Source organism: Rhizobium sp. NZLR11, assembly GCF_019685115.1.
In the GTDB taxonomy this organism is placed as follows: Bacteria; Pseudomonadota; Alphaproteobacteria; order Rhizobiales; family Rhizobiaceae; genus Rhizobium.
This window is the reverse complement of sequence record NZ_JABDWD010000006.1, coordinates 28,410-51,283: the sequence shown is the minus strand read 5'-3', so window position 1 is coordinate 51,283 and position 22,874 is coordinate 28,410. Positions and strand designations below refer to the sequence as shown.

The 22,874-nt window shown below is 61.4% G+C and carries 17 protein-coding genes; 10 read left to right on the top strand and 7 right to left on the bottom strand.

Annotated elements, in window-relative coordinates; all coding sequences use genetic code 11:
* Positions 1–10: 10 nt before the first annotated feature.
* Complete coding sequence (locus HJB83_RS12320) at positions 11–295, bottom strand: DUF2218 domain-containing protein (protein WP_221131583.1); 285 nt, start codon at positions 293–295, stop codon at positions 11–13.
* Positions 296–467: 172 nt separating this feature from the next.
* Between HJB83_RS12320 and HJB83_RS12315 the strand changes: the two genes are divergently transcribed.
* The 10 genes from HJB83_RS12315 to HJB83_RS12270 all read left to right on the top strand — a co-directional run bounded on the left by HJB83_RS12315 (position 468) and on the right by HJB83_RS12270 (position 10,661).
* Entirely contained in the window at positions 468–1,427 is a 960-nt protein-coding gene (locus HJB83_RS12315) for a glutathione S-transferase family protein (RefSeq protein ID WP_221131582.1), read from the top strand.
* Between the two features lie 141 nt (positions 1,428–1,568).
* On the top strand, positions 1,569–2,411 hold the full coding sequence (locus HJB83_RS12310; RefSeq protein ID WP_207582329.1) for a fumarylacetoacetate hydrolase family protein: 843 nt from the start codon (positions 1,569–1,571) through the stop codon (positions 2,409–2,411).
* 205 nt (positions 2,412–2,616) lie between these two features.
* Complete coding sequence (locus HJB83_RS12305; protein ID WP_207582330.1) at positions 2,617–3,894, top strand: polyhydroxyalkanoate depolymerase; 1,278 nt, start codon at positions 2,617–2,619, stop codon at positions 3,892–3,894.
* A 145-nt stretch (positions 3,895–4,039) separates the two neighbouring features.
* Positions 4,040–4,474: a DUF2852 domain-containing protein gene (locus tag HJB83_RS12300; RefSeq protein ID WP_207582331.1), complete on the top strand. Its 435-nt coding sequence runs from the start codon at positions 4,040–4,042 to the stop codon at positions 4,472–4,474.
* 87 nt (positions 4,475–4,561) lie between these two features.
* Entirely contained in the window at positions 4,562–5,320 is a 759-nt protein-coding gene (locus HJB83_RS12295) for a M48 family metallopeptidase (protein ID WP_207582332.1), read from the top strand.
* A gap of 178 nt (positions 5,321–5,498) precedes the next feature.
* The gene (locus HJB83_RS12290; protein ID WP_221131581.1) at positions 5,499–6,167 is read left to right on the top strand and encodes a phosphoribosylanthranilate isomerase; all 669 of its coding nucleotides are present in this window, start codon (positions 5,499–5,501) and stop codon (positions 6,165–6,167) included.
* A gap of 2 nt (positions 6,168–6,169) precedes the next feature.
* Positions 6,170–7,390, top strand: a complete 1,221-nt coding sequence (trpB, locus tag HJB83_RS12285; RefSeq protein WP_207582334.1) for a tryptophan synthase subunit beta — start codon at positions 6,170–6,172, stop codon at positions 7,388–7,390.
* 3 nt (positions 7,391–7,393) lie between these two features.
* Complete coding sequence (trpA, locus tag HJB83_RS12280; protein WP_207582335.1) at positions 7,394–8,233, top strand: tryptophan synthase subunit alpha; 840 nt, start codon at positions 7,394–7,396, stop codon at positions 8,231–8,233.
* A 142-nt stretch (positions 8,234–8,375) separates the two neighbouring features.
* The gene (gene accD / locus HJB83_RS12275; protein WP_164015509.1) at positions 8,376–9,281 is read left to right on the top strand and encodes an acetyl-CoA carboxylase, carboxyltransferase subunit beta; all 906 of its coding nucleotides are present in this window, start codon (positions 8,376–8,378) and stop codon (positions 9,279–9,281) included.
* A 27-nt stretch (positions 9,282–9,308) separates the two neighbouring features.
* Positions 9,309–10,661: a folylpolyglutamate synthase/dihydrofolate synthase family protein gene (locus tag HJB83_RS12270; RefSeq protein WP_221115381.1), complete on the top strand. Its 1,353-nt coding sequence runs from the start codon at positions 9,309–9,311 to the stop codon at positions 10,659–10,661.
* Positions 10,662–10,730: 69 nt separating this feature from the next.
* Here the strand turns inward: HJB83_RS12270 and trxA are convergent, their stop codons facing one another.
* The 6 genes from trxA to HJB83_RS12240 form a co-directional block, all read right to left on the bottom strand.
* The gene (trxA, locus tag HJB83_RS12265; protein ID WP_003544118.1) at positions 10,731–11,051 is read right to left on the bottom strand and encodes a thioredoxin; all 321 of its coding nucleotides are present in this window, start codon (positions 11,049–11,051) and stop codon (positions 10,731–10,733) included.
* Positions 11,052–11,121: 70 nt separating this feature from the next.
* A complete protein-coding gene (gene addA / locus HJB83_RS12260; protein ID WP_221131580.1) occupies positions 11,122–14,673 on the bottom strand; it encodes a double-strand break repair helicase AddA in 3,552 nt (1,183 codons plus the stop codon).
* Positions 14,666–17,860 (bottom strand): double-strand break repair protein AddB, encoded by a 3,195-nt coding sequence (gene addB / locus HJB83_RS12255; RefSeq protein ID WP_221131579.1) that lies wholly within the window; start codon positions 17,858–17,860, stop codon positions 14,666–14,668. The genes addA and addB overlap by 8 nt, the downstream gene beginning before the upstream one ends.
* Positions 17,861–17,863: 3 nt before the next feature.
* On the bottom strand, positions 17,864–18,595 hold the full coding sequence (locus tag HJB83_RS12250) for a nucleotidyltransferase family protein (protein WP_221159557.1): 732 nt from the start codon (positions 18,593–18,595) through the stop codon (positions 17,864–17,866).
* Between the two features lie 13 nt (positions 18,596–18,608).
* On the bottom strand, positions 18,609–20,120 hold the full coding sequence (gene tsaE, locus HJB83_RS12245; protein WP_221115376.1) for a tRNA (adenosine(37)-N6)-threonylcarbamoyltransferase complex ATPase subunit type 1 TsaE: 1,512 nt from the start codon (positions 20,118–20,120) through the stop codon (positions 18,609–18,611).
* Entirely contained in the window at positions 20,117–22,702 is a 2,586-nt protein-coding gene (locus tag HJB83_RS12240; RefSeq protein ID WP_207582341.1) for a PAS domain-containing sensor histidine kinase, read from the bottom strand. The genes tsaE and HJB83_RS12240 overlap by 4 nt, the downstream gene beginning before the upstream one ends.
* Between the last annotated feature and the right edge of the window lie 172 nt (positions 22,703–22,874).

The following is a 22,874-nucleotide window of genomic DNA, read 5'->3' as shown; positions in this document are numbered from 1 at the left end:
GGGGCTTGGATCAGTCCGTCCAGACGATGTCGAGTTCCTCTCGGAAGGCGAAGCGCTTCAGATGATCGTCGATGACGCCCTGCATCCTTGCCTGCCGTGCGGGATCGGCGACGGAAAGTATTATGGTCAGCGCCGCATCGTCGGCGGTGAACGTTACCTCGGCCGTCTCGCTGAACGGCACCCGGCCCCTGTGCGGGTCGAAATCGACGCTGAATTTATGGCTCCAGTGTTTGCAGAGCTGCTGCAGATAGCGGCTTGCATGTTCGGTGCGCACGACGGCCTGGGAGAGGTGCATGTCGAACTCCATCTCATCTTGGACTGCAGCCAGTCATATTTCCTGCATCACAGGCTTGGCAAGCGCATCGTCGTCGCAGTCGGGGTGTACAGACTGTCTTCATAAAAGCGGCCTCACGCCGTCGGCGAAGCAGGATAAGGAACCCTTCAGTCAATCGATCGGAGAGTTGCGCATGCTGGTAAAGGGAAAATGGACGGAGGACTGGCAGCCCGTTCAGGCAAAGGACGAGAAGGGCGGTTTCGTCAGGCAGACCTCGAGTTTCCGCAACTGGGTGACGCCGGATGGCGCCGCCGGGCCGACGGGCAAGAGCGGCTTCAAAGCAGGTGCCGGCCGTTACCATCTCTATGTCGCCTATATCTGTCCCTGGGCCTCGCGCACCCTGATCGGCCGTACGCTCAAGGGGCTGGAAGACGCCATTTCCGTTTCCGTCGTCGAGCCGATGCTGACAAAACAGGGCTGGCGCTTCGGCGATTATCCCGGTGCGACGGAGGATCATGTCAACGGCGCGACCTATATGCACGAAATCTATACGCGGACGGCGCCGGGTTTCACCGGGCGGGCCACCGTGCCGGTTCTCTGGGACAAGCAGAGAAAGACCATCGTCAACAATGAATCCGCCGATATCCTGCGGATGCTGAACAGCGGCTTCGGCGACCTAGCGAAAAATCCGATCGATCTGTATCCAGCCGAAAGACGCAGCGCGATCGATGCTTTCAACGACCGCATCTATCCGGCCCTGAACAACGGCGTCTATCGCGCTGGTTTCGCCACCACGCAGCCTGCCTATGAAGAAGCCTTCGCCGAGGTCTTTGCCTGCCTCGACTGGGTCGAGCCGCAGTTCCAGGATCGGTCTTTTCTTTTCGCCGGGCATCCGACCGAAAGCGATATCCGGCTCTTCGTCACCCTTGTGCGCTTCGACGTCGCTTATCACGGTATCTTCAAATGCAATCTGCGCCGGCTTTCCGACTATGCCAACCTGCGCGTTTTTTGCCGCCGCATGCTGGATTGGCCGGGCATCGCGGAAACAGTCAACCTCGACCACATCAAGCGCGGCTACTACTCGATCGAAAATCTTAACCCGACAAAGATCGTTCCCGTCGGTCCCGACCTTGCAGAAATTTTCAAAGCATAAGGCCGCGATTCATGCGGTTTGGGCCGAAATCGATCCGAATTCAAGGAAAGCCGTACCGCTTCGCGGCAAAGCCGTAATGACACCGGTGAATAATTCGTTCATAGGTGGCTGCAATTCGTTTTTCGATGAGGAGGAATTCCCATGAAGCTGATGCGTGTTGGCGAAGCTGGCAATGAAAAACCCGCGCTTCTCGATGCCGATGGCAAGATCCGCGATCTGTCCGGTCACGTCGCCGATATCGGCGGCGAGGTGATCACGCCGGCAGGCCTGGCAAGGATAGCGGCGATCGATCCGAAGAGCCTTCCGGAACTTGCCCCCGGCCGCATCGGCGCCTGCGTCGCCGGCACCGGCAAATTCATCTGCATCGGCTTGAATTATTCGGATCATGCTGCCGAAACCGGCGCCACCGTTCCGCCCGAGCCGATCATCTTCATGAAAGCAACCTCGGCAATCGTCGGACCGAACGAGGATGTCATCATTCCCCGCGGTTCGGAAAAGACCGATTGGGAAGTCGAGCTGGGCGTCGTCATCGGCAAGACTGCCAAATATGTAACGGAAGCCGAAGCGCTGGATTACGTCGCCGGTTATTGCGTCTCCAATGACGTGTCCGAGCGCGCTTTCCAGACCGAGCGATCCGGACAATGGACGAAGGGCAAATCCTGCGACACGTTTGGCCCAATCGGCCCATGGCTCGTCACCAAGGACGAAATTCCGCAGCCGCAGAACCTCGGCATGTGGCTGACGGTCAACGGCCAGAAGATGCAGAACGGCTCATCGAAGACGATGGTGTACGGCGTTGCTTTCCTCGTCTCCTACCTCAGCCAGTTCATGTCGTTGCATCCCGGTGACGTGATCTCGACCGGCACGCCTCCCGGCGTCGGCATGGGCCTCAAGCCGCCGCGTTATCTCAAGGCGGGCGACGTGGTCGAACTCGGCATCGAAGGTCTCGGCACGCAGAAGCAGACCTTTATAGCGGATCGTTAACGACGCTTCGTGTTGAGAAACTTAAGTTTTCAGGTCGATTATCATGCCGGGGATCAATTCTCCGGCATTTCTTGTGCGGGTCTGGTTCGTCCATGTTGCTGTGCAACAAAAAACTGTTAGTCTGCGTTACGTGCCCGCGTAACGGAAAGATCCGATGCCCCTCAATCGGCGTCATCTTTTCGATAGAGAAAGGTGGCGCCTTCCAATGTTTTATCAGCTTTATGAATTGAACCATGCCGCCATGGCGCCGTTTCGCGCCGCGGCCGATATCATGCGGTTTGCCTATGCCAATCCGTTGAATCCGTTTTCCCACACGCCGTTTGGCCGCACGATGGCGGCAAGTCTCGAAATGTTCGAACGCACGACGCGCCGCTATGGCAAACCGGAATTCGGACTGAAGCAGACGACGATTGGTGAACGAACGGTTTCCGTCCGCGAAGAGATCGTCTGGTCGCGGCCCTTCTGCAATCTCCTGCATTTCGCCCGCAACGATCCGCGTGCTCGCGGCAATGATCCGCGCATCCTGATCGTCGCGCCGATGTCCGGCCACTATGCCACGCTGCTGCGCGGCACGGTGGAGGCACTGCTGCCGAGCGCCGATGTCTACATCACCGACTGGATCGACGCTCGCATGGTGCCGATGACCGAAGGCACGTTCGATTTCGACGATTATGTCGACTATGTCATCGAGATGCTGCATTTCCTCGGTGACGACACGCATGTCATCGCCGTCTGTCAGCCTTCAGTTCCGGTGCTGGCCGCCGCTGCGGTGATGGAGGAAGCCAACGATCCGCTTTCACCAGCGTCGATGACGCTGATGGGCGGCCCGATCGACACGCGCATCAACCCGACGGCGGTCAACAAGCTCGCCCAGGAGCGGTCGCTGCAGTGGTTCTCCGACAATGTCATCATGAACGTGCCCTGGCCGCAGCCAGGCTTCATGCGCCCGGTCTATCCAGGATTTCTGCAGCTTTCGGGCTTTATGTCGATGAACCTCGACCGTCATCTCGTCGCCCACAAGGAATTCTTCATGCATCTCGTGAAGAACGACGGCGAACCGGAAAGACATAGGGAATTCTACGACGAATATCTCGCCGTCATGGATCTGACCGCCGAATTCTACCTGCAGACGGTCGAGCAGGTCTTCATCAAGCATTCCCTGCCGAAGGGCGAACTGATGCATCGCGGCAAACGCGTCGATCCGGCGGCAATTCGCAACGTTGCGCTTTTGACCGTCGAAGGTGAGAACGACGATATCTCAGGGGTCGGCCAGACAAAGGCGGCGCAGACGATCTGCGTGAACATTCCTGAAGAGATGCGCATGCATTATCTGCAGCCGGATGTCGGCCACTATGGTGTTTTCAACGGCTCGCGGTTCCGCCGCGAGATCGCGCCGCGCATCATCAATTTTGTCCGAGAGCATTCCCGTTCCGTCGTCAAGCCTCGGGTCCCGCGGGTGATCAAGGGCGGCCGCATCGCCTGAATCAGCGACAGCTGAATTAGTAAAATGGATTCAAGGCTTTGTCCGATTTCGCGGGCAATCGTCTTGAAGGCCATTGTTGCGGTAACCACATCGATTTCAGCACTCGGCATCCTGCCGGGCGCGGAAAGCGAGGGATACCCGCACGATGAACCAGTCAGCATTGCTTCGACCGGATTGGACTCCGGCTACCATTGCCCTGATGATTCTCGGCTTCATGGTTTTCTGGCCTCTGGGTCTTGCCATGCTTGCCTACATCATCTTCGGCGACCGTCTGCGCGGCTTCAAGCGTGACGTCAACCAAGCGACCGATGGCTTTTTTGCCTCCTGCCGCCGTCCGAACGGCCGTCACCGCCCGCACTTCTCGACCGGCAATGTCGCCTTCGACGACTGGCGCAAGGCCGAGATCGACCGGATCGAAGAAGAGCGCCGCAAGCTCGACGAAATGCGCGAGGAATTCGACGCCTACATGCGCGAACTTCGCCGCGCCAAGGACCAGGAAGAGTTCGATCGCTTCATGCGTGACCGCAGGAACGCCAAGCGTGACGACAACGGCCCGGTTGCCGAATACCAGACGCCATGAAGGCCTGAACGCTGAATTGATGACCGGCATCTTGCGATGCCGGTTTTTCTATGTCCGCTCCCCCGGCGAATCGGATAGAAAACAACCATGTTCTCGCTTCTGAAGACAAGGCCGAAAGTCCGGAAACCGGCTCCGCCCGAAACGCGGACGCTTGATGTGGCCGGCCGGCTCATGCCGCTGACCATCAAGCAGCACGACCGTGCGACGCGCATCACCTTGCGCATAGAGCCGGGCGGCCGGGCCTTGAAGATGACGGTGCCGAAAGGCCTTGCGGCGCGCGAGGTCAATGCATTTCTCGATCGGCACCAGGGGTGGCTGCTCACCAAACTTGCCAAGTTTTCGACCGATGCCGGCCTGCGCGACGGCGGCGAAATTCTCTTTCGCGGCGTGTCCCATCGCATCCAGCATACCGGCAGCTTGCGCGGCCTGACGGAAGCGGTTTTGATAGATGGCAGACCGGTGTTGCGCGTCAGCGGAATGGCGGAACATGTTGGACGGCGCATCGCGGCCTTTCTCAAGAAAGAGGCGCGCGCCGACCTCGTAAGACTGGCGACGATGCATGCCGGAACGATCCGGGCGCCGATCCGCTCAATCTCGATGAAGGATACCCGCAGCCGCTGGGGCTCGTGCTCGTCGGAGGGAAATCTGAGCTTTTCCTGGCGCGTCGTCATGGCGCCGCCTTCGGTGATCGATTATCTCGCCGCCCATGAGGTCGCCCACCTCAAGGAAATGAATCATGGCCCGCACTTCTGGGCGCTCTGCCGTAAGCTTTGCCCGGGCATGGAGGAGGCAAAATCCTGGCTGAAACGGCACGGCAGCCAGTTGCATGCCATCGATTTCGACTAGAGCATGTCGCGCAAAAGTGTGCAGCGGTTTGGCGCTAACGACATGCGTAAAATAAAGGGCTAAAGCGCGAGGAGCGAATCTGAAAGAACGCGACGCGCTTTAGCCGAAAGCCGCTCTAAATGCAGCTTTCCATGCAAATTGGCTCGACTCCTGACGCATTTCGTGTCACTTCGCTGCCATGAAACCGGATATCAAAATTTGCGGCTTGACGACGCCTGATGCTGTTGATCGCGCACTGAAGCGCGGCGCGACCCATATCGGTTTTATTTTCTTCGAAAAGAGCCCACGTTATATCGAGCCGGACCTGGCGGCAAAGCTTGCCGAACCCGCGCGCGGCAAGGCGAAGATCGTCGCCGTCGTCGTCGATCCCACCAATGACGATCTGGACGAGATTGTCTCGCTGTTGAGGCCGGATATTCTGCAGCTGCATGGCAACGAGAGCCCCGAACATGTGCTGACCATAAAGGCGCTCTATGGTCTGCCTGTCATGAAGGTATTTTCGGTGCGCACGGCCGATGATCTGAAGCGCGTCGAGGCCTATATCGGCATCGCCGATCGTTTCCTCTTCGATGCAAAAGCGCCGAAGGGTTCCGAATTGCCGGGTGGTAATGGCGTTTCCTTCGACTGGAGCCTTCTTAGCTGGCTCGACGGCAGCATCGACTACATGCTGTCCGGCGGGCTGAACAAGAACAATGTCGCGGATGCGCTGGCGAACACCAAGGCACGTGGTATCGACGTCTCCTCGGGTGTCGAAACCGCACCTGGCGTGAAGAGCGTCGCAATGATCGATGAATTTTTCGATGCGGTCGAAGAGGCGGATGCGCCTGTCATGGCCTCAGGGAGTTGAGAGTGAACGAGACGCCTAAACCGAATTCCTTCCGCTCTGGCCCCGATGAAGATGGCCGTTTCGGCATTTATGGCGGTCGTTTCGTTGCCGAAACGTTGATGCCGCTGATCCTCGATCTGCAGGATGAGTGGGACAGGGCGAAGAACGATCCGGCATTCCAGGCCGAATTGAAGCATCTCGGCGCCCATTATATCGGTCGCCCGAGCCCGCTCTATTTCGCCGAGCGGCTAACGGCCGAACTCGGCGGCGCGAAGATCTATTTCAAACGTGAGGAGCTGAACCACACCGGTTCGCACAAGATCAACAACTGCATCGGCCAGATCCTGCTCGCCAAGCGCATGGGCAAGACCCGCATTATCGCCGAAACCGGCGCCGGCCAGCACGGCGTTGCCTCCGCCACCGTTGCCGCCCGCTTTGGCCTTCCTTGCGTCGTCTATATGGGCGCCACCGACGTCGAGCGTCAGGCACCGAACGTTTTCCGCATGAAACTGCTCGGCGCCGAGGTCAAACCGGTCACGGCAGGCAGCGGCACACTGAAGGACGCCATGAACGAGGCGCTTCGCGACTGGGTCACCAATGTCGAGGATACCTATTACCTGATCGGAACGGCGGCCGGTCCGCATCCCTATCCGGAGATGGTCCGCGATTTCCAGTCGGTGATTGGCACCGAAGCGAAAGAGCAGATGCTGGCAGCCGAAGGCCGCCTGCCGGATCTCGTCGTCGCTGCCGTCGGCGGCGGTTCGAACGCGATCGGCATTTTCCATCCTTTCCTCGATGATCCCACCGTCAAGATGGTCGGCGTCGAAGCGGGCGGCAAGGGCCTGCAGGGCGATGACCATTGCGCGTCGATCACCGCCGGTTCGCCGGGCGTGCTGCATGGCAACCGCACCTATCTGCTGCAGGATGGCGACGGCCAGATCAAGGAAGGCCATTCGATTTCAGCCGGTCTCGATTATCCCGGCATCGGCCCCGAACATTCCTGGCTGAACGATACCGGCCGCGTCGACTATGTGCCGATCATGGATCACGAAGCGCTCGAGGCCTTCCAGACCCTGACCCGCCTCGAAGGCATCATCCCGGCGCTCGAGCCGTCGCATGCGATTGCCGAGGTGATCAAGCGCGCACCGAAGATGGGCAAGGACGAGATCATCCTGATGAACCTCTCCGGTCGAGGCGACAAAGATATCTTCACCGTCGGCAAGATTCTGGGAATGGGACTGTAAGACATGACCGCACGCATGGACAAACGCTTTGCCGAGCTGAAGGCCGAGGGCCGTCCGGCGCTTGTGACCTATTTCATGGGCGGCGATCCTGATTACGATACCTCGCTCGGCATCATGAAGGCGCTGCCGGAGGCGGGCTCCGACATCATCGAGCTCGGCATGCCCTTTTCCGATCCGATGGCCGATGGCCCGGCAATCCAGCTCGCCGGTCAGCGTGCGCTGAAAGGCGGCCAGACGCTGAAGAAGACGTTGCAGCTGGCGGCCGATTTCCGCAAAACCGATGATGCGACGCCGATCGTGATGATGGGCTACTACAACCCGATCTATATTTATGGCGTCGAAAAATTCCTCGACGACGCGATTGCTGCCGGCATCGACGGTCTGATCGTTGTCGATCTGCCGCCTGAGATGGATGACGAACTCTGCATTCCGGCGATCCGCAAAGGCATCAATTTCATCCGCCTGGCGACGCCGACGACGGATGAGAAGCGCCTGCCGAAGGTTTTGAAGAACACCTCCGGCTTCGTCTATTACGTCTCGATGAACGGCATCACCGGTTCGGCGCTGCCGGATCCGTCGCTGGTGTCGGGCGCGGTCGAACGCATCAAGCAGCACACCAAGCTACCCGTCTGCGTCGGCTTCGGCGTCAAGACGGCGGAACATGCAAAGGTCATCGGCGGTTCGGCCGACGGCGTCGTGGTCGGCACCGCCATCGTCAATCAGGTCGCGACCAGTCTGACGGGCGACGGCAAGGCAACGGCCGATACCGTTCAGGCCGTTGCCACACTGGTCCGCGGACTTTCCACGGGAACACGTTCGGCGCGCCTTGTTGCTGCCGAATAGTTTGCCCACATTGGAGCAAAGCAATGTCGCGCAAAATGTGCAGCGGTCTTGCGGCAACGACATGCGGGAAACCGAAGACCTCAAAGTGTGGCAAACGATCTGAAAGATCGCGACGCGCTTTCGTCAATCAGGAGTATTCGAGTTGAACTGGATCACCAACTACGTTCGCCCGCGGATCAATTCCATGCTGGGCCGTCGCGAAGTGCCGGAGAACCTCTGGATCAAGTGCCCGGAAACCGGCGAGATGGTCTTCCACAAGGATCTGGAAGGCAACAAATGGGTCATTCCAGCCTCCGGCTATCACATGAAGATGCCGGCCAAGGCCCGCCTGATCGATCTGTTCGACAACGGCGAGTTCGAATCGCTGCCGCAGCCGAAGGTCGCCCAGGACCCTCTGAAGTTCCGCGATTCTAAGAAATATAGCGATCGCCTGCGCGACAGCCGCCTGAAGACTGAGCAGGAGGATACCATCCTCGCCGGCGTCGGAAAGGTGCAGGGATTGAAACTCGTGGCGGTGGTGCACGAATTCAACTTCATCGGCGGTTCGCTCGGCATGGCTGCCGGCGAGGCGATCGTTAAGGCTTTCGAACGTGCGACGTCTGAAAAGTGCCCGCTGGTGATGTTCCCCGCTTCCGGCGGCGCGCGCATGCAGGAAGGCATCCTGTCGCTGATGCAGCTGCCGCGCACGACCGTTGCCCTCGACCTGCTCAAGGAATCCGGCCAACCCTATATCGTCGTGCTGACCAACCCGACCACCGGCGGCGTCACGGCCTCCTATGCCATGCTGGGCGATATTCATCTGGCCGAGCCCGGCGCCGAAATCGGCTTTGCCGGCAAGCGCGTCATCGAGCAGACGCTGCGCGAAAAACTGCCCGAAGGCTTCCAGACCTCCGAATACCTGCTGGAGCATGGTATGGTCGATATGGTCGTCAAACGTCACGATATCCCGGAAACGCTGGCGCGCGTCCTGAAGATCCTGACGAAGAAGCCGGTTTCGGCGGCGAACGACATGAATAGCGGTGCGATCGCTCTGGCGGCGAGCGCCTGAAAACCGACAAGCAAGCGGGGTGCCGAATTGATACCCAGAGGCCAAACCGCGGTGAGCGAGGCAGCACAGGAGATCGACAAGCTCATGGGGTTACATCCCAAGGGTTTTGATCTGTCTCTCGATCGCATCACCCGTCTTCTCGATGTGCTCGGCAATCCGCACCGGAATCTGCCGCCGGTGATCCATGTCGCCGGCACCAACGGCAAGGGGTCGGTCACCGCCTTCTGCCGCGCTCTGCTCGAAGCCGGCGGCTACAGCGCTCATGTTCACACCTCGCCGCATCTCGTCAATTGGCACGAGCGTTACCGCATCGGCGTCAAGGGCGGGCGCGGGCAGCTTGTCGATGACGCCGTCTTTGCCAAGGCCCTGCGTCGTGTGGCCGATGCCAATGCCGGACAGCACATCACCGTCTTCGAAATCCTGACGGCGGTCACCTTCATCCTGTTTTCCGAACAGCCGGCCGATGCCGCGATCATCGAAGTCGGTCTCGGCGGCCGCTTCGACGCCACCAATGTCATTTCCGATCCGGCCGTCTCGGTGATCATGCCGATCTCACTCGATCACCAGCCCTATCTCGGGGACAGGGTCGAGCTGATCGCCGCCGAAAAGGCCGGCATCATGAAGCCGGGATTTCCGGTTGTCATCGGTCATCAGGAATATGACGCGGCGCTCCACGTGCTGATGGCGACGGCCGAACGGCTGCATTGTCCCAGCGCCGTCTTCGGCCAGGATTTCATGGCGCATGAGGAATATGGCCGGCTCGTCTATCAGGATGAATTCGGTCTTGCCGACCTGCCGCTGCCGCGGCTTCCCGGCCGCCACCAATATGCCAATGCCGCCGCCGCCATTCGCGCCGTCAAGGCGGCGGGTTTCACCGTCACCGAGGCGATGATGGAAAAGGCGATGAGTTCTGTGGAATGGCCGGGCCGGCTGCAGCGTCTGAACGAAGGCCGGTTGCTGCCGCATGCACCCGCCGGCGCCGAGATCTGGATCGACGGCGGGCATAATCCCGGGGCAGGCGAAGTGATCGCCGAAGCCATGGCCAATTTCGAGGAACGCCAGTCTCGGCCGCTTTTCCTCATTACCGGCATGATTAATACCAAGGATCCAATCGGCTATTTCAAGGCCTTCGCCGGCTTGGTCGAGAAGGTTTTCTGTGTGCCGATCCGTGGCAGCGACGCGATAATCGACCCGGTGATATTGTCGAATGCCGCTTATGATGCCGGCTTGGTTGCCGAACCGATGTCGACGGTCGGCGATGCGCTGGAAGCCATAAAAGCCGTCGTCGATCCGGAGGGTTTACCCCCGCGCATCCTCATCGGCGGCTCTCTCTATCTCGTCGGCGATGTGCTTTCCGACAACGGCACGCCGCCGAAATGAAGGCAAATTGAAAAAGCCCGGTCGATGCCGGGCTTTTTCGCCAATGCGATTTAATTTAAGCGATATCAGTCAGGCGGCGCTCGAAATCCAGTTCGAAAGCGCGGTCTTCGGCTTGGCGCCCACGGAGATATCGGCGACTTCGCCGCCCTTGAAAATCGCCAGGGTCGGAATAGAGCGCACACCAAACTGTGCGGCGAGTTCCGGGTTCTCATCGATATTCAGCTTGGCCACCTTGACCTTGCCTTCCATCTCAACGGCGATTTCTTCGAGGCTCGGCGCAATCATCTTGCACGGGCCGCACCATTCAGCCCAGAAATCGACGACGACGGGTTCTGCGGATTCCAGAACTTCCGACTGGAAGTTGTTGATATCGACTTTCACGGTAGCCATGGGCTGCTCCTTTGTCTCGGTGTTGAACCACATGTGATGCTGCGGTGCCGAATTTTCAATGTCCGGTATTTCACTTTGTCTTGACTGCTGCAAGCGCCAAACCGAGCGCCTTTTCGCTCAGCGTGTAGAGCGAGGCGTTCTCGGTATAGACAAGCATGCAATCGATACGCTTATCAGGATAGAGCGGCGCCAGGATCTCGCGATAGATCGCCAGCTGCGCCCGGTGCGCGAAGGGGATAGCCTCCTCTGTCGCCGGCGGCACCCGATTGGTCTTGTAGTCGAGAATGACGACGCGATCGGCAAGGACGGCAAGCCGGTCGATGCGGCCGGAGACGGCATAGCGCCTGTCTTCGAGCGTCAACGTTCCCATGATCGAGACCTCGGGCTGGGCCTGCGCACCGAGGACGGACTGCAGACCCTCTTCGTCCAATAGTTTCAGAACCGAATCAACAAGTTTGCGCCGTTCGGCTTCCGGCCAGAACCGAGCCGCTCGTTCGGCATAGCGGCCTGCGGCATCAGGCCGTTCGGCAAGCGGAATTTCGGGAAGCGCCTGCAGCATGCGGTGGATCAGCCTGCCCTTCTCCAGCGAACGATCGCTGCGGTGCTTCTCGCCAAACAGCGGCGAAACGACGAGCAAGCCACCCGCGTCTTCATCGATGATCGTCCCGGCGCCGGAGGGGCTGAGCGGCCGGGGCAGCCCGGCCTGCGGCGGCAACGGCCGCAACAGACCGTCCGGCAGGGTGTCCATGCTGTCGCGCTCCTGGCTGCGGTCGGTGCGTTCGAAGCGTCGTTCCACCCGCGGCACGCGCCATTTGATACCCGGCCATTCCCCATCGGGACTCGAGAATGTGGTCGTCTCCACCAGCGGATGATTGTCGCGCAGTGCCGTCGAAATCATCAGATGCCAGGTGTCGTTGTTCACACGCACGCCGCGATAGCCGCAGACGACCAGCCGGTCGGCGGCTCGCGTCATGGCGACATAGAGCAATCGGCGATATTCTTCCTCCGCCAGCATCTGGATACGCGCAGCATCGTCCTGGGTCAGCGAATTGGCGAGATCGGAGACAGGAACCCAGACGGGCATCGGCGGCTCGTCGGCGTCGGTCTCGATCAGGCGAAGCTTCGGCAGATGGGTATGGGTAAAAGCCTTCGAACCGCCGTCGACGAGGAAAACGATCGGTGCCTCAAGACCCTTGGAGGCATGCACCGTCATGATCCGCACTTCATTGCGCCCCTTGTCCTGCTCGCGCTTGACCACGGGCGCTTCGAGCTCCAGCGTCGAGATGAAGGACTGCAGCCCGGGGAGGCCGGAGCTCTCGTGGTCGAGCGTGAAGGTCAGGAATTCGTCGAGGATATCGCTGACCTCGGTGCCGAGCCGGGCAAGGAATTGCCGCCGCCCGCCATGGCTGCCGAGCACACGCGCATAGAAATCGTGGACCGACAGGCTCCTGGATTGGCGAAGGAACAATTCAAGCCTCTCGACGGCTGCGCGGAAACGCTCGGTGCCATCGGCGGCGAAACTTTTGAGATGGTGCCAGACGCTCTCATTATCGCCGCGTAGCGCGGCGATCGCAAAGATGTCGTCCTCGGAAAGATCAAACAGCGGACTCTTGAGCACGGCGGCGAGCGAAAGGTCGTCTTCCGGCAGAAGCAGGAAACGGCCGAGCGCCAGCAGATCCTGCACGGCGATATGGCTGGTCAGCACCAGTCTGTCGGCGCCGGCGACCGGAATGTCGCCGCGGCGCTTCAACGCGCGCGTCAACGCATTGACGAAGGCGTCGCGTTTGCGCACCAGCACAAGGATGTCGCCGGCTTCGATCAGACGCTCCTTGCCCTTGTCGACGATCGTCTCGCGCCCGACCAGCGTGCCGATCGAATGGGCGATCCGCCGCGCCAGGATTGCGGCTGGCGCGCTTTCCGGCGTTGCGTCGAAGGGCGCCGTCCAATCCTCCTCCTTCATCACCGCTTCCGGCGCGACCATCTCCCAGAGATCGACGGCGCCGGGATGTCCGATGCGGCTGGAGCGATGCACCAACGGTTCGCCGAGCGCGCTGAGGCCGCGCGCATTGTTTGGTTCCCTGAAAATATGGTCGACGGCCTCGAGCACATCCGCGGTCGAGCGGAAGGAAAGCGGCAGCCGGACCGAGGAAAAGCTCTGCCCGCTGTCGGACACCCGCCGCCGCGTTCGGTCGCTTTCCTCGGAAAAACGCTCAGGCCGCGCTCCTTGAAAGGAATAGATCGACTGTTTCTCGTCGCCGACGGCAAACAGCGTGCGCACGATCGGCCGGGCGCTTTCGCCGGAGAAGAAATCCTCGGCGAGCGACTGGATGACGCTCCACTGGATCGGGCTGGTATCCTGCGCTTCATCGACGAGGATATGGTCGATGCCGCGATCGAGCTTGTAGTGGATCCAGGGGCCGACGCCGCTTTTCGTCAGCAGGTCGGCGGTGCGGGTGATGAGATCCTCGAAATCGAGCTGGCTGCGCTGTTTCTTCAGTTCTTCGTAGTCGTGGTTCAGCCGGTCGGCGAGCACGAGCGCTGCATGTGTGGCGCCGTACATCCGCATCAGTTTCAGCCGGTCGCGGCTTGCGGCGACATGGGCGCGGGCAGCGGCAATGGCGCCCGCCAGCTGCGGTGCGTCGGCAAGCATCGCCTTGACTGAGAATTGCGAGTCCGCCTTCGGCTCGCCCTTGGCTGTCAAAAAGATTTTCTCGAGAAACTCAGCGCGCCTTGCGTCATCGCGTTCCCGCCCGGCAAGCTTGAGGCCGTAGGCAACCTCCTGCGCTTTCGTGCCGCCCTTCTGGTCGGCAAGCGACAGATAAAGCTCCAGCATGCCGCCCGAAAGCTCCGGCAAAGGCCAATATTGCGCGGCGATCCGGCTTTCCGTGTCGCCGGCGGCAAGGCCAAGCCTTTCTCGCAGGACCTTTTCCACGCCGCCCTGCCGTTCGGCGATTGCCGTGAAACGACGGATTGCGTTGCGATTGGCGACGATGTCGCCGAGCAGGTTCTCCAGTCCGGATTCGTCGCCGAGATCGAGCACATAGGCGAACGCCTCGGCAAGCGCGCTGTCTCCCTCCGGCGCGGTTGCCGTCAGCAGCGCCCGGCGCGCATCGGAAAGCAGCACCACCGCCGCGCGGTCGTCGAGAACCGAGAAATGCCCGGCGACGTTGGCCTCCAGTGGAAACTGGTGCAGCAGCGCCTCGCAAAAAGCATGGATCGTCTGGATCTTCAGCCCGCCGGGTGTCTCCAGCGCCTTCGCGAACAGCCGGCGGGCCTCGGCAAGCTTCAGTCCATCGGGAGCCGTCCCCTCGATCTGGGTGATCCGCCGGCTAAGGTCTTCATCGTCAAGCACCACCCAGTCCGCCAGCCGCTCGAAGACGCGGTTCGACATTTCGGAAGCCGCAGCCTTGGTATAGGTGAGGCACAAAATGGCAGAAGGCCGCGCCCCGACCAGCAGAAGACGGATGACGCGCTGTGTCAGCACATGCGTCTTGCCGGAGCCGGCATTGGCCGAGACCCATGCCGAACGCAAGGGATCGGAGGCAATCGCCTGCTGGATCGTCGTCCAGCCGATCCAGGCGCCAGGATCATCGTCGTTGGGAAGAGGCGTTACATCACTCATCGCTGCCGCCTTCGTCGGTTTCGGCTGTCGACCATTCGGAGACGCGGGCGAGGTGATCATAGTCGCCGCCGAAATCGAATTGCTGCGCCGGAATGAGCCGCGAGGTGAAGCCTTTCTCCCCGGACTGCAGCAATCCGACGAACTTGACCAACTGGTCGATCGATTCCTCGGCGAGATCCATCGCCGATTTCGCCTTGTCGCTGCGTGCCGAGCTTTCGTTGTTGACGGTGTCGACCTGAAAACGACGTCCCGGCCGCAGGCGCACATAGAGCAGGTCCTGCGGCACAAGACGACCGGCATCACGGAAGGCGCCGGCGCTCAAGGCCGCCGCTTCGAGCGCAAGCTGCGGATCGAGAAGCACGCGGGCCTGCGCTGGCGACGGATTGTAGCCGGTCTTGTAATCGATGATATCGGCGGCGTTCGGTCCGGTGATGTCGATCCGGTCCGCAACTCCGTTAAGCCGGATATTGATCGGCTCCAATTCGAAGCCGCCACGCACCTCCGTCAGTGTTTTGTGGATGCCGGGTCGCCGTCCGGTTTCCCATTCGAGGAAGGCGCGGGCAACCGCGCGGAAGCGCGGCCGCCACACGGCATCGATATGCGCCGGCAGCTGCTCCATGTCGAAAAGCTCGGAAAGGATGCGCTCCATCGCCGCTGCCGCATCCGGCGTGCCGGCGACATGGGCTTCGCGAATGAACCGGTCGATGATCTTATGATAGAGCGTTCCGCGTTCGGCCGCTCCTGGATCGCGGTTGAATGTATCGACGGGATCGAGGCGCAGGATGCGGCGCGCATAGATGGCATAGGGGTCCCGGCGCAGCCGGCCGACTTCGCTGAAGGAGTAGGATTTCGGCTGCAGTGCCAACGGTGGTTTCGGCGAGGGGCGTTGCGTCGGTGCCTGGGCTTCTCCACGGTCGATCAGGCCGGCCCATTGGAGGAACCGGTTGCCGCGTCCCTTCAACTCCGCTTCGAACGCCTCTCCGGCGAGCGCTAGCAGCCGCTGCAGCCAACGGGAGGCGACCGTCGGTGTCGAGCCCTGGCGCAGCGCGCGCGAATAGATCAGATGGCGCGTGCCATTCGCCATCTCGAAGTCATGCGCCAGCTGGCCGATACGCCGTTCCGGCGGCTCGAGGCCGATCTCCGTCTTCATCATGCGCGGAATGAAGGGATTGTTGGCGGTCTGCCCTGGCCAGGTGCCCTCGTTCAGGCCGCCGAGGATCAGCGTATCGACGCTCTGCAGGCGGGCTTCCAGCGTGCCGAAAATGAAGAGGCGGGGATGACTGAGTGCCCGTGGCTTCACCACATGGCCGGCAGCAAGTGCTGCCATAATGTCGATCCATTGCGGCCCGTCGGCTTCCATCTGGCCGTCCGTGCCGATGACCTCGCCGAGCAGGGCGGCGAGCGCATCTCCCGCTTCACCAGACCAGAGATCGGCGAGATTGCCGTGCGGATCGGCCGCGACTGCTTCGAGCGAACGACCGCTACGCTCCGCCCATTCCGACAAAGACAAGCTTACCGTCCTTGCGCGATCTTCCGGCCGGTGCCGGATCAGCGTCGAAGCCAGCGGCTCGGTCGCTTGTGTGACCCGCCGGGCAAGATCGTACGCGGCATCGGCAGCGTCAGCCGAAAGCGCCTTTCGCCATTGCGGTGCGTGCCTGTCCTGGGCCTGTTCGGCAAGCTGATGGGTCAGCAGCGGCTCGAGCCTGCTGATATCCACCTCCGCCACGCCGCCGCGCAGGGCCAGCAGCTCGAGCGCCTCGGTAGCGGAAATCAATGCGTCGCGTTCCAGGCCGAAACGGGCCAGCGGATGTTTGAGCAGCGAAATAATCGCCACCGGATCGCCCGGGCGCAGCGCTGCTTCCAGCAGCAATTGCAGCAGCGTGCCCTGCGGCATGGCTGCAAGCGGTGTGCCGGCCGAATCGTCGGCGAGGATGTCGAAGCGGGAAAGCTCCGCCATAACCCGTCGGGCGAGATTGCGGTCCGGGGTAATGAGGGCAGCCCGGCTTTCGCCGTCCTGCCCCGGCTTTTCCAACGCCAGCCGCAGCCCAATCGCAATCGCGGTCGCTTCCTCGCGTTCGTTGGCGGCTTCGATCAGCGAAACATCGGCAAAGGCGGAAGACAGGCTGCCATCGGGCAGGTCGCTCTTCCAAGCGCCCCAATCGCTGGTCGCCTCCGCCGGGACGAGCGTCCGAGACAGGATTTCGGCGCGCCGCTCAAGATCGGCCTCGGGCCGTTCAAGAAGGGTCACGTCGGCACGCGTGAGCTTCAGCCGCTTGAGCAGCAACGACAGGCCGTATTGCGGATGGCTCCGGTTTGCAGGATTGGCATGTTGGCCGGGTGCCGGTTCTGGCGCCACCATCTGCCAGTGCCTTTCGGGCATAGAGAGATCGAGCCCCGGAAGCACGATCACACCCTCAGGCAGATTGGCGACGGCGGCGATGAGATCGGCGGTGGCGGGAACCGAGCCCGTCGAACCGGCAATGATGATCGGCCCAGTCGGTTTCGTCGTGGAAAGCCTTGATGCTTCGGCCCGCAGGATGGCGTTTCGGTGCCGCGCCGGCGAGGATTTGCCGAGTTCGGAAAGCCTCTCCGGCCAGAAGGCGCTGGCGATCTGCAGAAACTCCGCCGTCAGCTGCCACCAGGCGGCATAGTCGCCGGTGTCGAGTTTCGACAATTCAGACCAGTCGAGATCCTCGGTTTCGATGGAATCGATCAGTTCCGCAAGGTTGCGGGCGAGCCAGATCGCATCTGCCGGGCTTGCCGGCGCAACGAGCGGTGAGTCCGAATGAATGTGGCGAACGATTTCGGGCAGTTTGTTTCGCCAGGCGAGGATGAGCCGCGCAAGCTCCAACAGACGGGCGGTATTCGACAGCGGTTGGGCGAGGTCGATCGTCGCCGGCAGCGCCTCGTCGAAATAGCCGCTGTCGTCATCGGTTTCGCCGAGAGGACGGATGACCGGCAGGATCGCCGAGCGGCCGCCGAGCAGGTCGACGAATTCCGAGCGCAGCACACGCACGGCACGCCGGGTCGGCAGATAGATCGTTACCCTGGCGAGCGACAGCGGATCATCGGCCTGATGCCGGAAGAGCGGCGTCAGGCGGCCGTCGCAAAGCGTCGTCGCCAGCGTTTTCAGAAAGGAGAGGCCCGCCGGGATCGTCAGAATGCGTGGCTGATGCCGCTCCGCCATGGCTCACGCAAACGCCCGCAACCGATGGATCGTTTCCTCCGCCTCGCCGATCGCCTCCGGCGTTCCCACTGTCAGCCAATGGCCGTCGAGCACCATGCCGAAAAGGCGGCCGCGTGCGATTGCCTTGTCGAAATAGGTATTGAGGTTGAAGGCATCCTGCGGCGCGTTGTCGAACAGCGATGGGTTCATGGCGATCGCTCCGGCGTAAACGACGGGATTGGACGGATCGTCGCGATAACGCGTCAGCCGGCCATCGGCTGCGAGGCTGAAATCGTTCTTGCCGTTGTGGCCCGTCGTATCCTCTATCATCACACAAAGCAGCGCCATGTCCATGCGCTTGGCATCGAAGAATCCGGCTAAGCGTTGCAGGTTCGTTGGCCGCCCCGGCTGTTCGCCGATCCAGAACAGGTCGGCATTCATGACGAAGATATCGTCGCGGGTCAGCAGCCTCAGCCCCTTCACCAGTCCGCCGCCGGAGTTCATCAGCGCGTCCCGCTCGTCGGAAATCACGATGTCGAGGCCAGGATAATTCTTCAGATGATCGAGCATCTGGTCGGCGTGGTGATGAACGTTGACGGCGGCTCGTTCGATGCCGGCCGCCACCAGCGAATCCAGCGCGTAGTCGATCATCGGCTTGCCGTCGATTTTCACCAGCGGCTTCGGGATCGTCTCGGTGATCGGGCGCATGCGGGTCCCGAGACCCGCGGCCAGTACCATAGCTTGTCTGATGCTCATGCTGATCCGGAACTTATGATTCGCGTTGGCCTATTCCAGCCCTTGCGCACCAATCGCGCAAGGGGGCAAGCGCTTCATGCTCGAGTGCGACCTGCAGATAGGTGAGCGTTCGCGGCATATGTTTGAGATAGCCGGGCTTGCCGTCACGCTGCAGCAGCCGCACCCAGAGACCGGCAAGCTTGCAATTACGTTGCGCCGACATGATGGACCAGGCCTTCATGAATCCGGCTTCGTCGAAGCCGCCCTGGCCTCGGCGAAGGGCGAGATAATCGTCCATCAGCTGCCGGAAGAGATCCGGTTCGATTGTCACTCGCGCATCCTGAACGATCGAGGCGAGATCATAGGCGGTGGGGCCGATCATCGCGTCCTGGAAATCGATAAGGCCCACCTTGCCAATACCGCTTTCCTCTTCGCGCCAGATGATATTAGGCGAATGGAAGTCGCGCAGCAACAGGTTCTTCTCGGCCGCCGCGAGCTCGTCGATCAGCGAGTCCCAGATCGCCAGATAGTCCGCACGTTCGGCATCCGTGGGTGCTGTACCGCGCTTCCAGGCAATATGCCAATCGAGCACAAGCTGCACTTCCATCTTCATTGCCGTGCGATCGAAGTCCGGAATGTGATGCGTATGTATCGCGGAAACCGGGATATCCTGCGGAATCTGCATGGAATGAAGATGGGCAAGGCAGGCGACGCTTTGCCGGTAACGTTCGGTGACCGGCCGTCCGTCGTCATCGAGCACGCCCTCGGTGCCGAGATCCTCGATCAGCAGGATGCCCTGTTCATAGTCGACCTGATAGATCTCCGGCGTCGCAAATCCCCGCTCGCGCAACACATTGGCGATCGCGACGAAAGGATAGGCATTCTGTGCGAGATGCGCGACCTTGGGATACGGCTTGCCGTCATAGACGGGCGGTCCCTCGGGATGCGGGCGCCAATCCATCAGTATTTTTCGTTGAGCAGCGTTCGGATAGATCGCTTCATAGGCGCGCAACGACGCATCGCCGGTCAGGAAGCGGCGTTTGACTTCGGGATAGCCGGCTTTGTCGAGGAAATCGCGGATCGCCAGGACACGATGGATGCGGAAGGCGTGTGCGCCGGCGGCTTTGATTGTTGCTCGGCGGCCGCTGCCTTCATGTGCGAGCCTCAGCGTGATGTGCTCGGCCGGTAGTTCGCCCTCAGCCATCTCAGGCCATTCGACGAGGCAGATCCCGTTCTCCAGGGCTTCATCGAAGCCGAGTTCGGTCAATTCGGCGGGATTGCCGAGCCGGTAGAGATCGAAGTGCGAAACCGGGAGGCGCAGATCGTAGGATTGCACCAGGGTGAAGGTCGGGCTCGGGACCTCGAGCCCCTCGTCATCGGCCATGGCGCGCAGGATCGCCCGTGCCAGCGAGGATTTCCCCGCGCCGAGATCGCCGGAAAGGGCGAGGCAATCGCCGGCTTTCAAGGCCAGCGCCAGGTCTTCACCCAGTCGAGATGTAGCCGCCTCGTCTTTCAGAAAAAGCGAGATCGTATCGCTGGTCGTCATTCGGCAGCCGCGGTATGCGGGACATTGATCGAGGGGATACGGCAGACGACGGTGGTGCCCTTGCCCGGCTCGCTGTCGATCGTCACGTCGCCATGATGCAGAGTGACGAAGCTGTCGACGATCGAAAGGCCGAGGCCGGCGCCGCCGCGTTTGCCGCTTTTCGCACCGGTCGCAAACCGGTCGAAGACGGTAGCGATCATGTCAGGCGAGATGCCGGGGCCGCGATCGCTGACGGAGAAGACGAAATCCGTGCCTTCGCGATGGCACTCCAGCGCGATCGAGGTGCCTTCCGGCGAAAAATTCGCTGCGTTGGAAAGCAGCTTCAGAAGGATCTGCTTCAGCCGCTGCGGATCGGCGACGATCGAGCCGAGATAGGCCGGCGCGGTGATTTCGAGCGCGACGCCGCTTTCGTGCAGGCGATCGGCGATCTGCATCGAGACGTCGTCGAGCAGATCGTTGAGATCGATATCCGCATAGTTGAGGCGCATGATGCCGGCATCGACGGTCGTAAGGTCGAGGATATCGTTGACGAGCGTCAGCAGAACGGAGGACGAGGTCGAGATGTGGTCGATATATTCGGCCTGCCGTTCGTTCAGCGGCCCGACGCCCTGCGTCCGCAGTAGATCGGTGAAGCCGATGATATTGGTCAGCGGCGAGCGCAGCTCGTAAGACACATGCTGGACGAAGTCGTTCTTCAGCTCGTCGGCCTTGCGCAGCGCTTCGTTCTTCTCGGTTAGCGCCCGCTCGGCACGCACGCTGTCCGTCATATTGACGAAGGTCAGCATGGTCTGCGCGTTCGGCAGCGGGATGACGGCAAAGTCGAGCACGAGGCCGGAGAAGAGTTCCAGCGTCCCCTGGCCCGAGCGGCGTTCGTCGTCGAAGCTGGTGATCAGTTCCGCGAACGCCTTCCAGCCGTCCGGCCGGTCATAGGACGGCGCGCAGGCCTCGCCCAGTCCGCGGATATGCGTGCCGGGCTTGGCTTCGGTTTCGGTGATTCCCCAGAGTGCGCGGAAGGCCGGGTTCGACAGGCGGATGCGTCCATCCGGGCCGAACACCGCCACACCTTCGGAAAGATGGTCGATCGTTTCGCCCTGCACCTTGACCAGTGTGTTGTAGCGCGTTTCGAGATCGACCTGCTCGGTCAGGTTTTCGAACACCCAGGTGGCCCCACCCTGCGGATGGGCGGTCGCGAAGACGCGCAATGTCTGCCCGTTCGGCAGGTGCCAGAGATCGGATTGCGTGTCGAGCGCGCGATAGACGGAAAGGGCTGCTTCCTTCCAGCTTTTCCAGTTGAGCTGGTCCGGCAGCTTCTTGGCAGCCCGCAGCCGCTCGAGCAGCTCGCTATTGTCCGGCCGGCCTTCGAGGAAGGCGATATCCAGCTCCCAGAGCGCGACGAAAGCCTGGTTATAGAATTGCAGGCGGCGGTCGCCGTCGAAGATGGCAACGGGCGTGGCGAGATGGTCGAGGGTTTCGGCGTGGCTCTTGAGCGTCCGTTCCAGCTCGGCACGCACCGCCTCTATGTCGGACACGTCGATCGCAATACCGGCCGAGCCGCTGGGCAGCCTGACGTCGACGACGTCGAAGAATGTGCGGTTGCCGCGCACGACCGTCGAGATCGTGTCGTGGAAGGGTGATTCCGGCGTCGTCGCCGCGCGAATACGTTCGCGCGCCACGGTCGTCAGCATTTCGCGGCCTTCATTGATCGCCTGCTGCGGCGATCGCGCTTCGACCGCCTCGCCATAAGCCTGGTTGACCCAGGTCAGCAGACCCGCCGGGTCGCGTTGCCAGGCCGGCATGTCGATCGCGTCAAGCATGGTCTGGAAGGCCGAGATCGACGTCATCAGCCGGTCGCGCTCGATCCTGAGCTCTGCCAGCTCGGCGCGCAGATTGTTAAGCGCCACGAAACGGACGAAGGCGCGCCCGCCGGAAACCCGGCCCTGCGCCTCGAGGATTTCGTCGCGGATGGTTTCGACCACCATGTCGAAACTCTGTGCTCCGTCGCGCAGCCGGTCGATCGCCTTTTCCAGCTCGGAGGCCGAGCGGGACTTCAGCCAGAGGCCGAAGGCCAGGAACTCACCGTCCTGCGGTGCGCCGGTTTCGGGCGGAAGCTGGCCGAGCAGTTCGGGGCGCGCATTGCCGTCCCAGATGACGATCCGCCGGTTCTTGTCGGCGATCAAAGCCTGGTATTGCGAAATGCGCTGCTGGGCATCGGAAAGCGCCGAGCGGATTTCCCGGCTCTCACTTTCCAGATTGCCGCGCTGGCGCACCAGCCACAGCGTCGAAAGCAGTGCTGCCGATATGACGCCGATGACCACGGAAACGCCGACGACCTGCGAGGATGTGAAGAGGTGAGCCGAGGCTGCCGCCTGTTGCTCTGTCTGTGCCAGAACCGGCCGCGCCAGCGCCGCAAGCGCCGTGCCGGCCGCGCAAGCTTTCAGAAAGCGCGCCAATGATCCATGCTCTTGCTTGGCGGCCTCGTGTGCCGTTGCAGATTTGTGCTCTTGGCCCGCCATCAGCGGGCGGCGGCCGGCGCGAACGCCGTCATCCGCCTGACCGGGCAGGCTGCTTTTCATTTCCGACATCCGCGGTATGTCTCCGTCCTTCAATGTGCCGCATTACGACAAGACATCCCATTTTCGGAGCGGTCGGACAGGGTCCGGCGCCACGAATCAAGTCTTAAAACAATACTTCGGATGGGAATCGGCGGGAAGGGAGCGCCCAAAAAATAAGCCGCGGCAGTTGTCAATGCCGCGG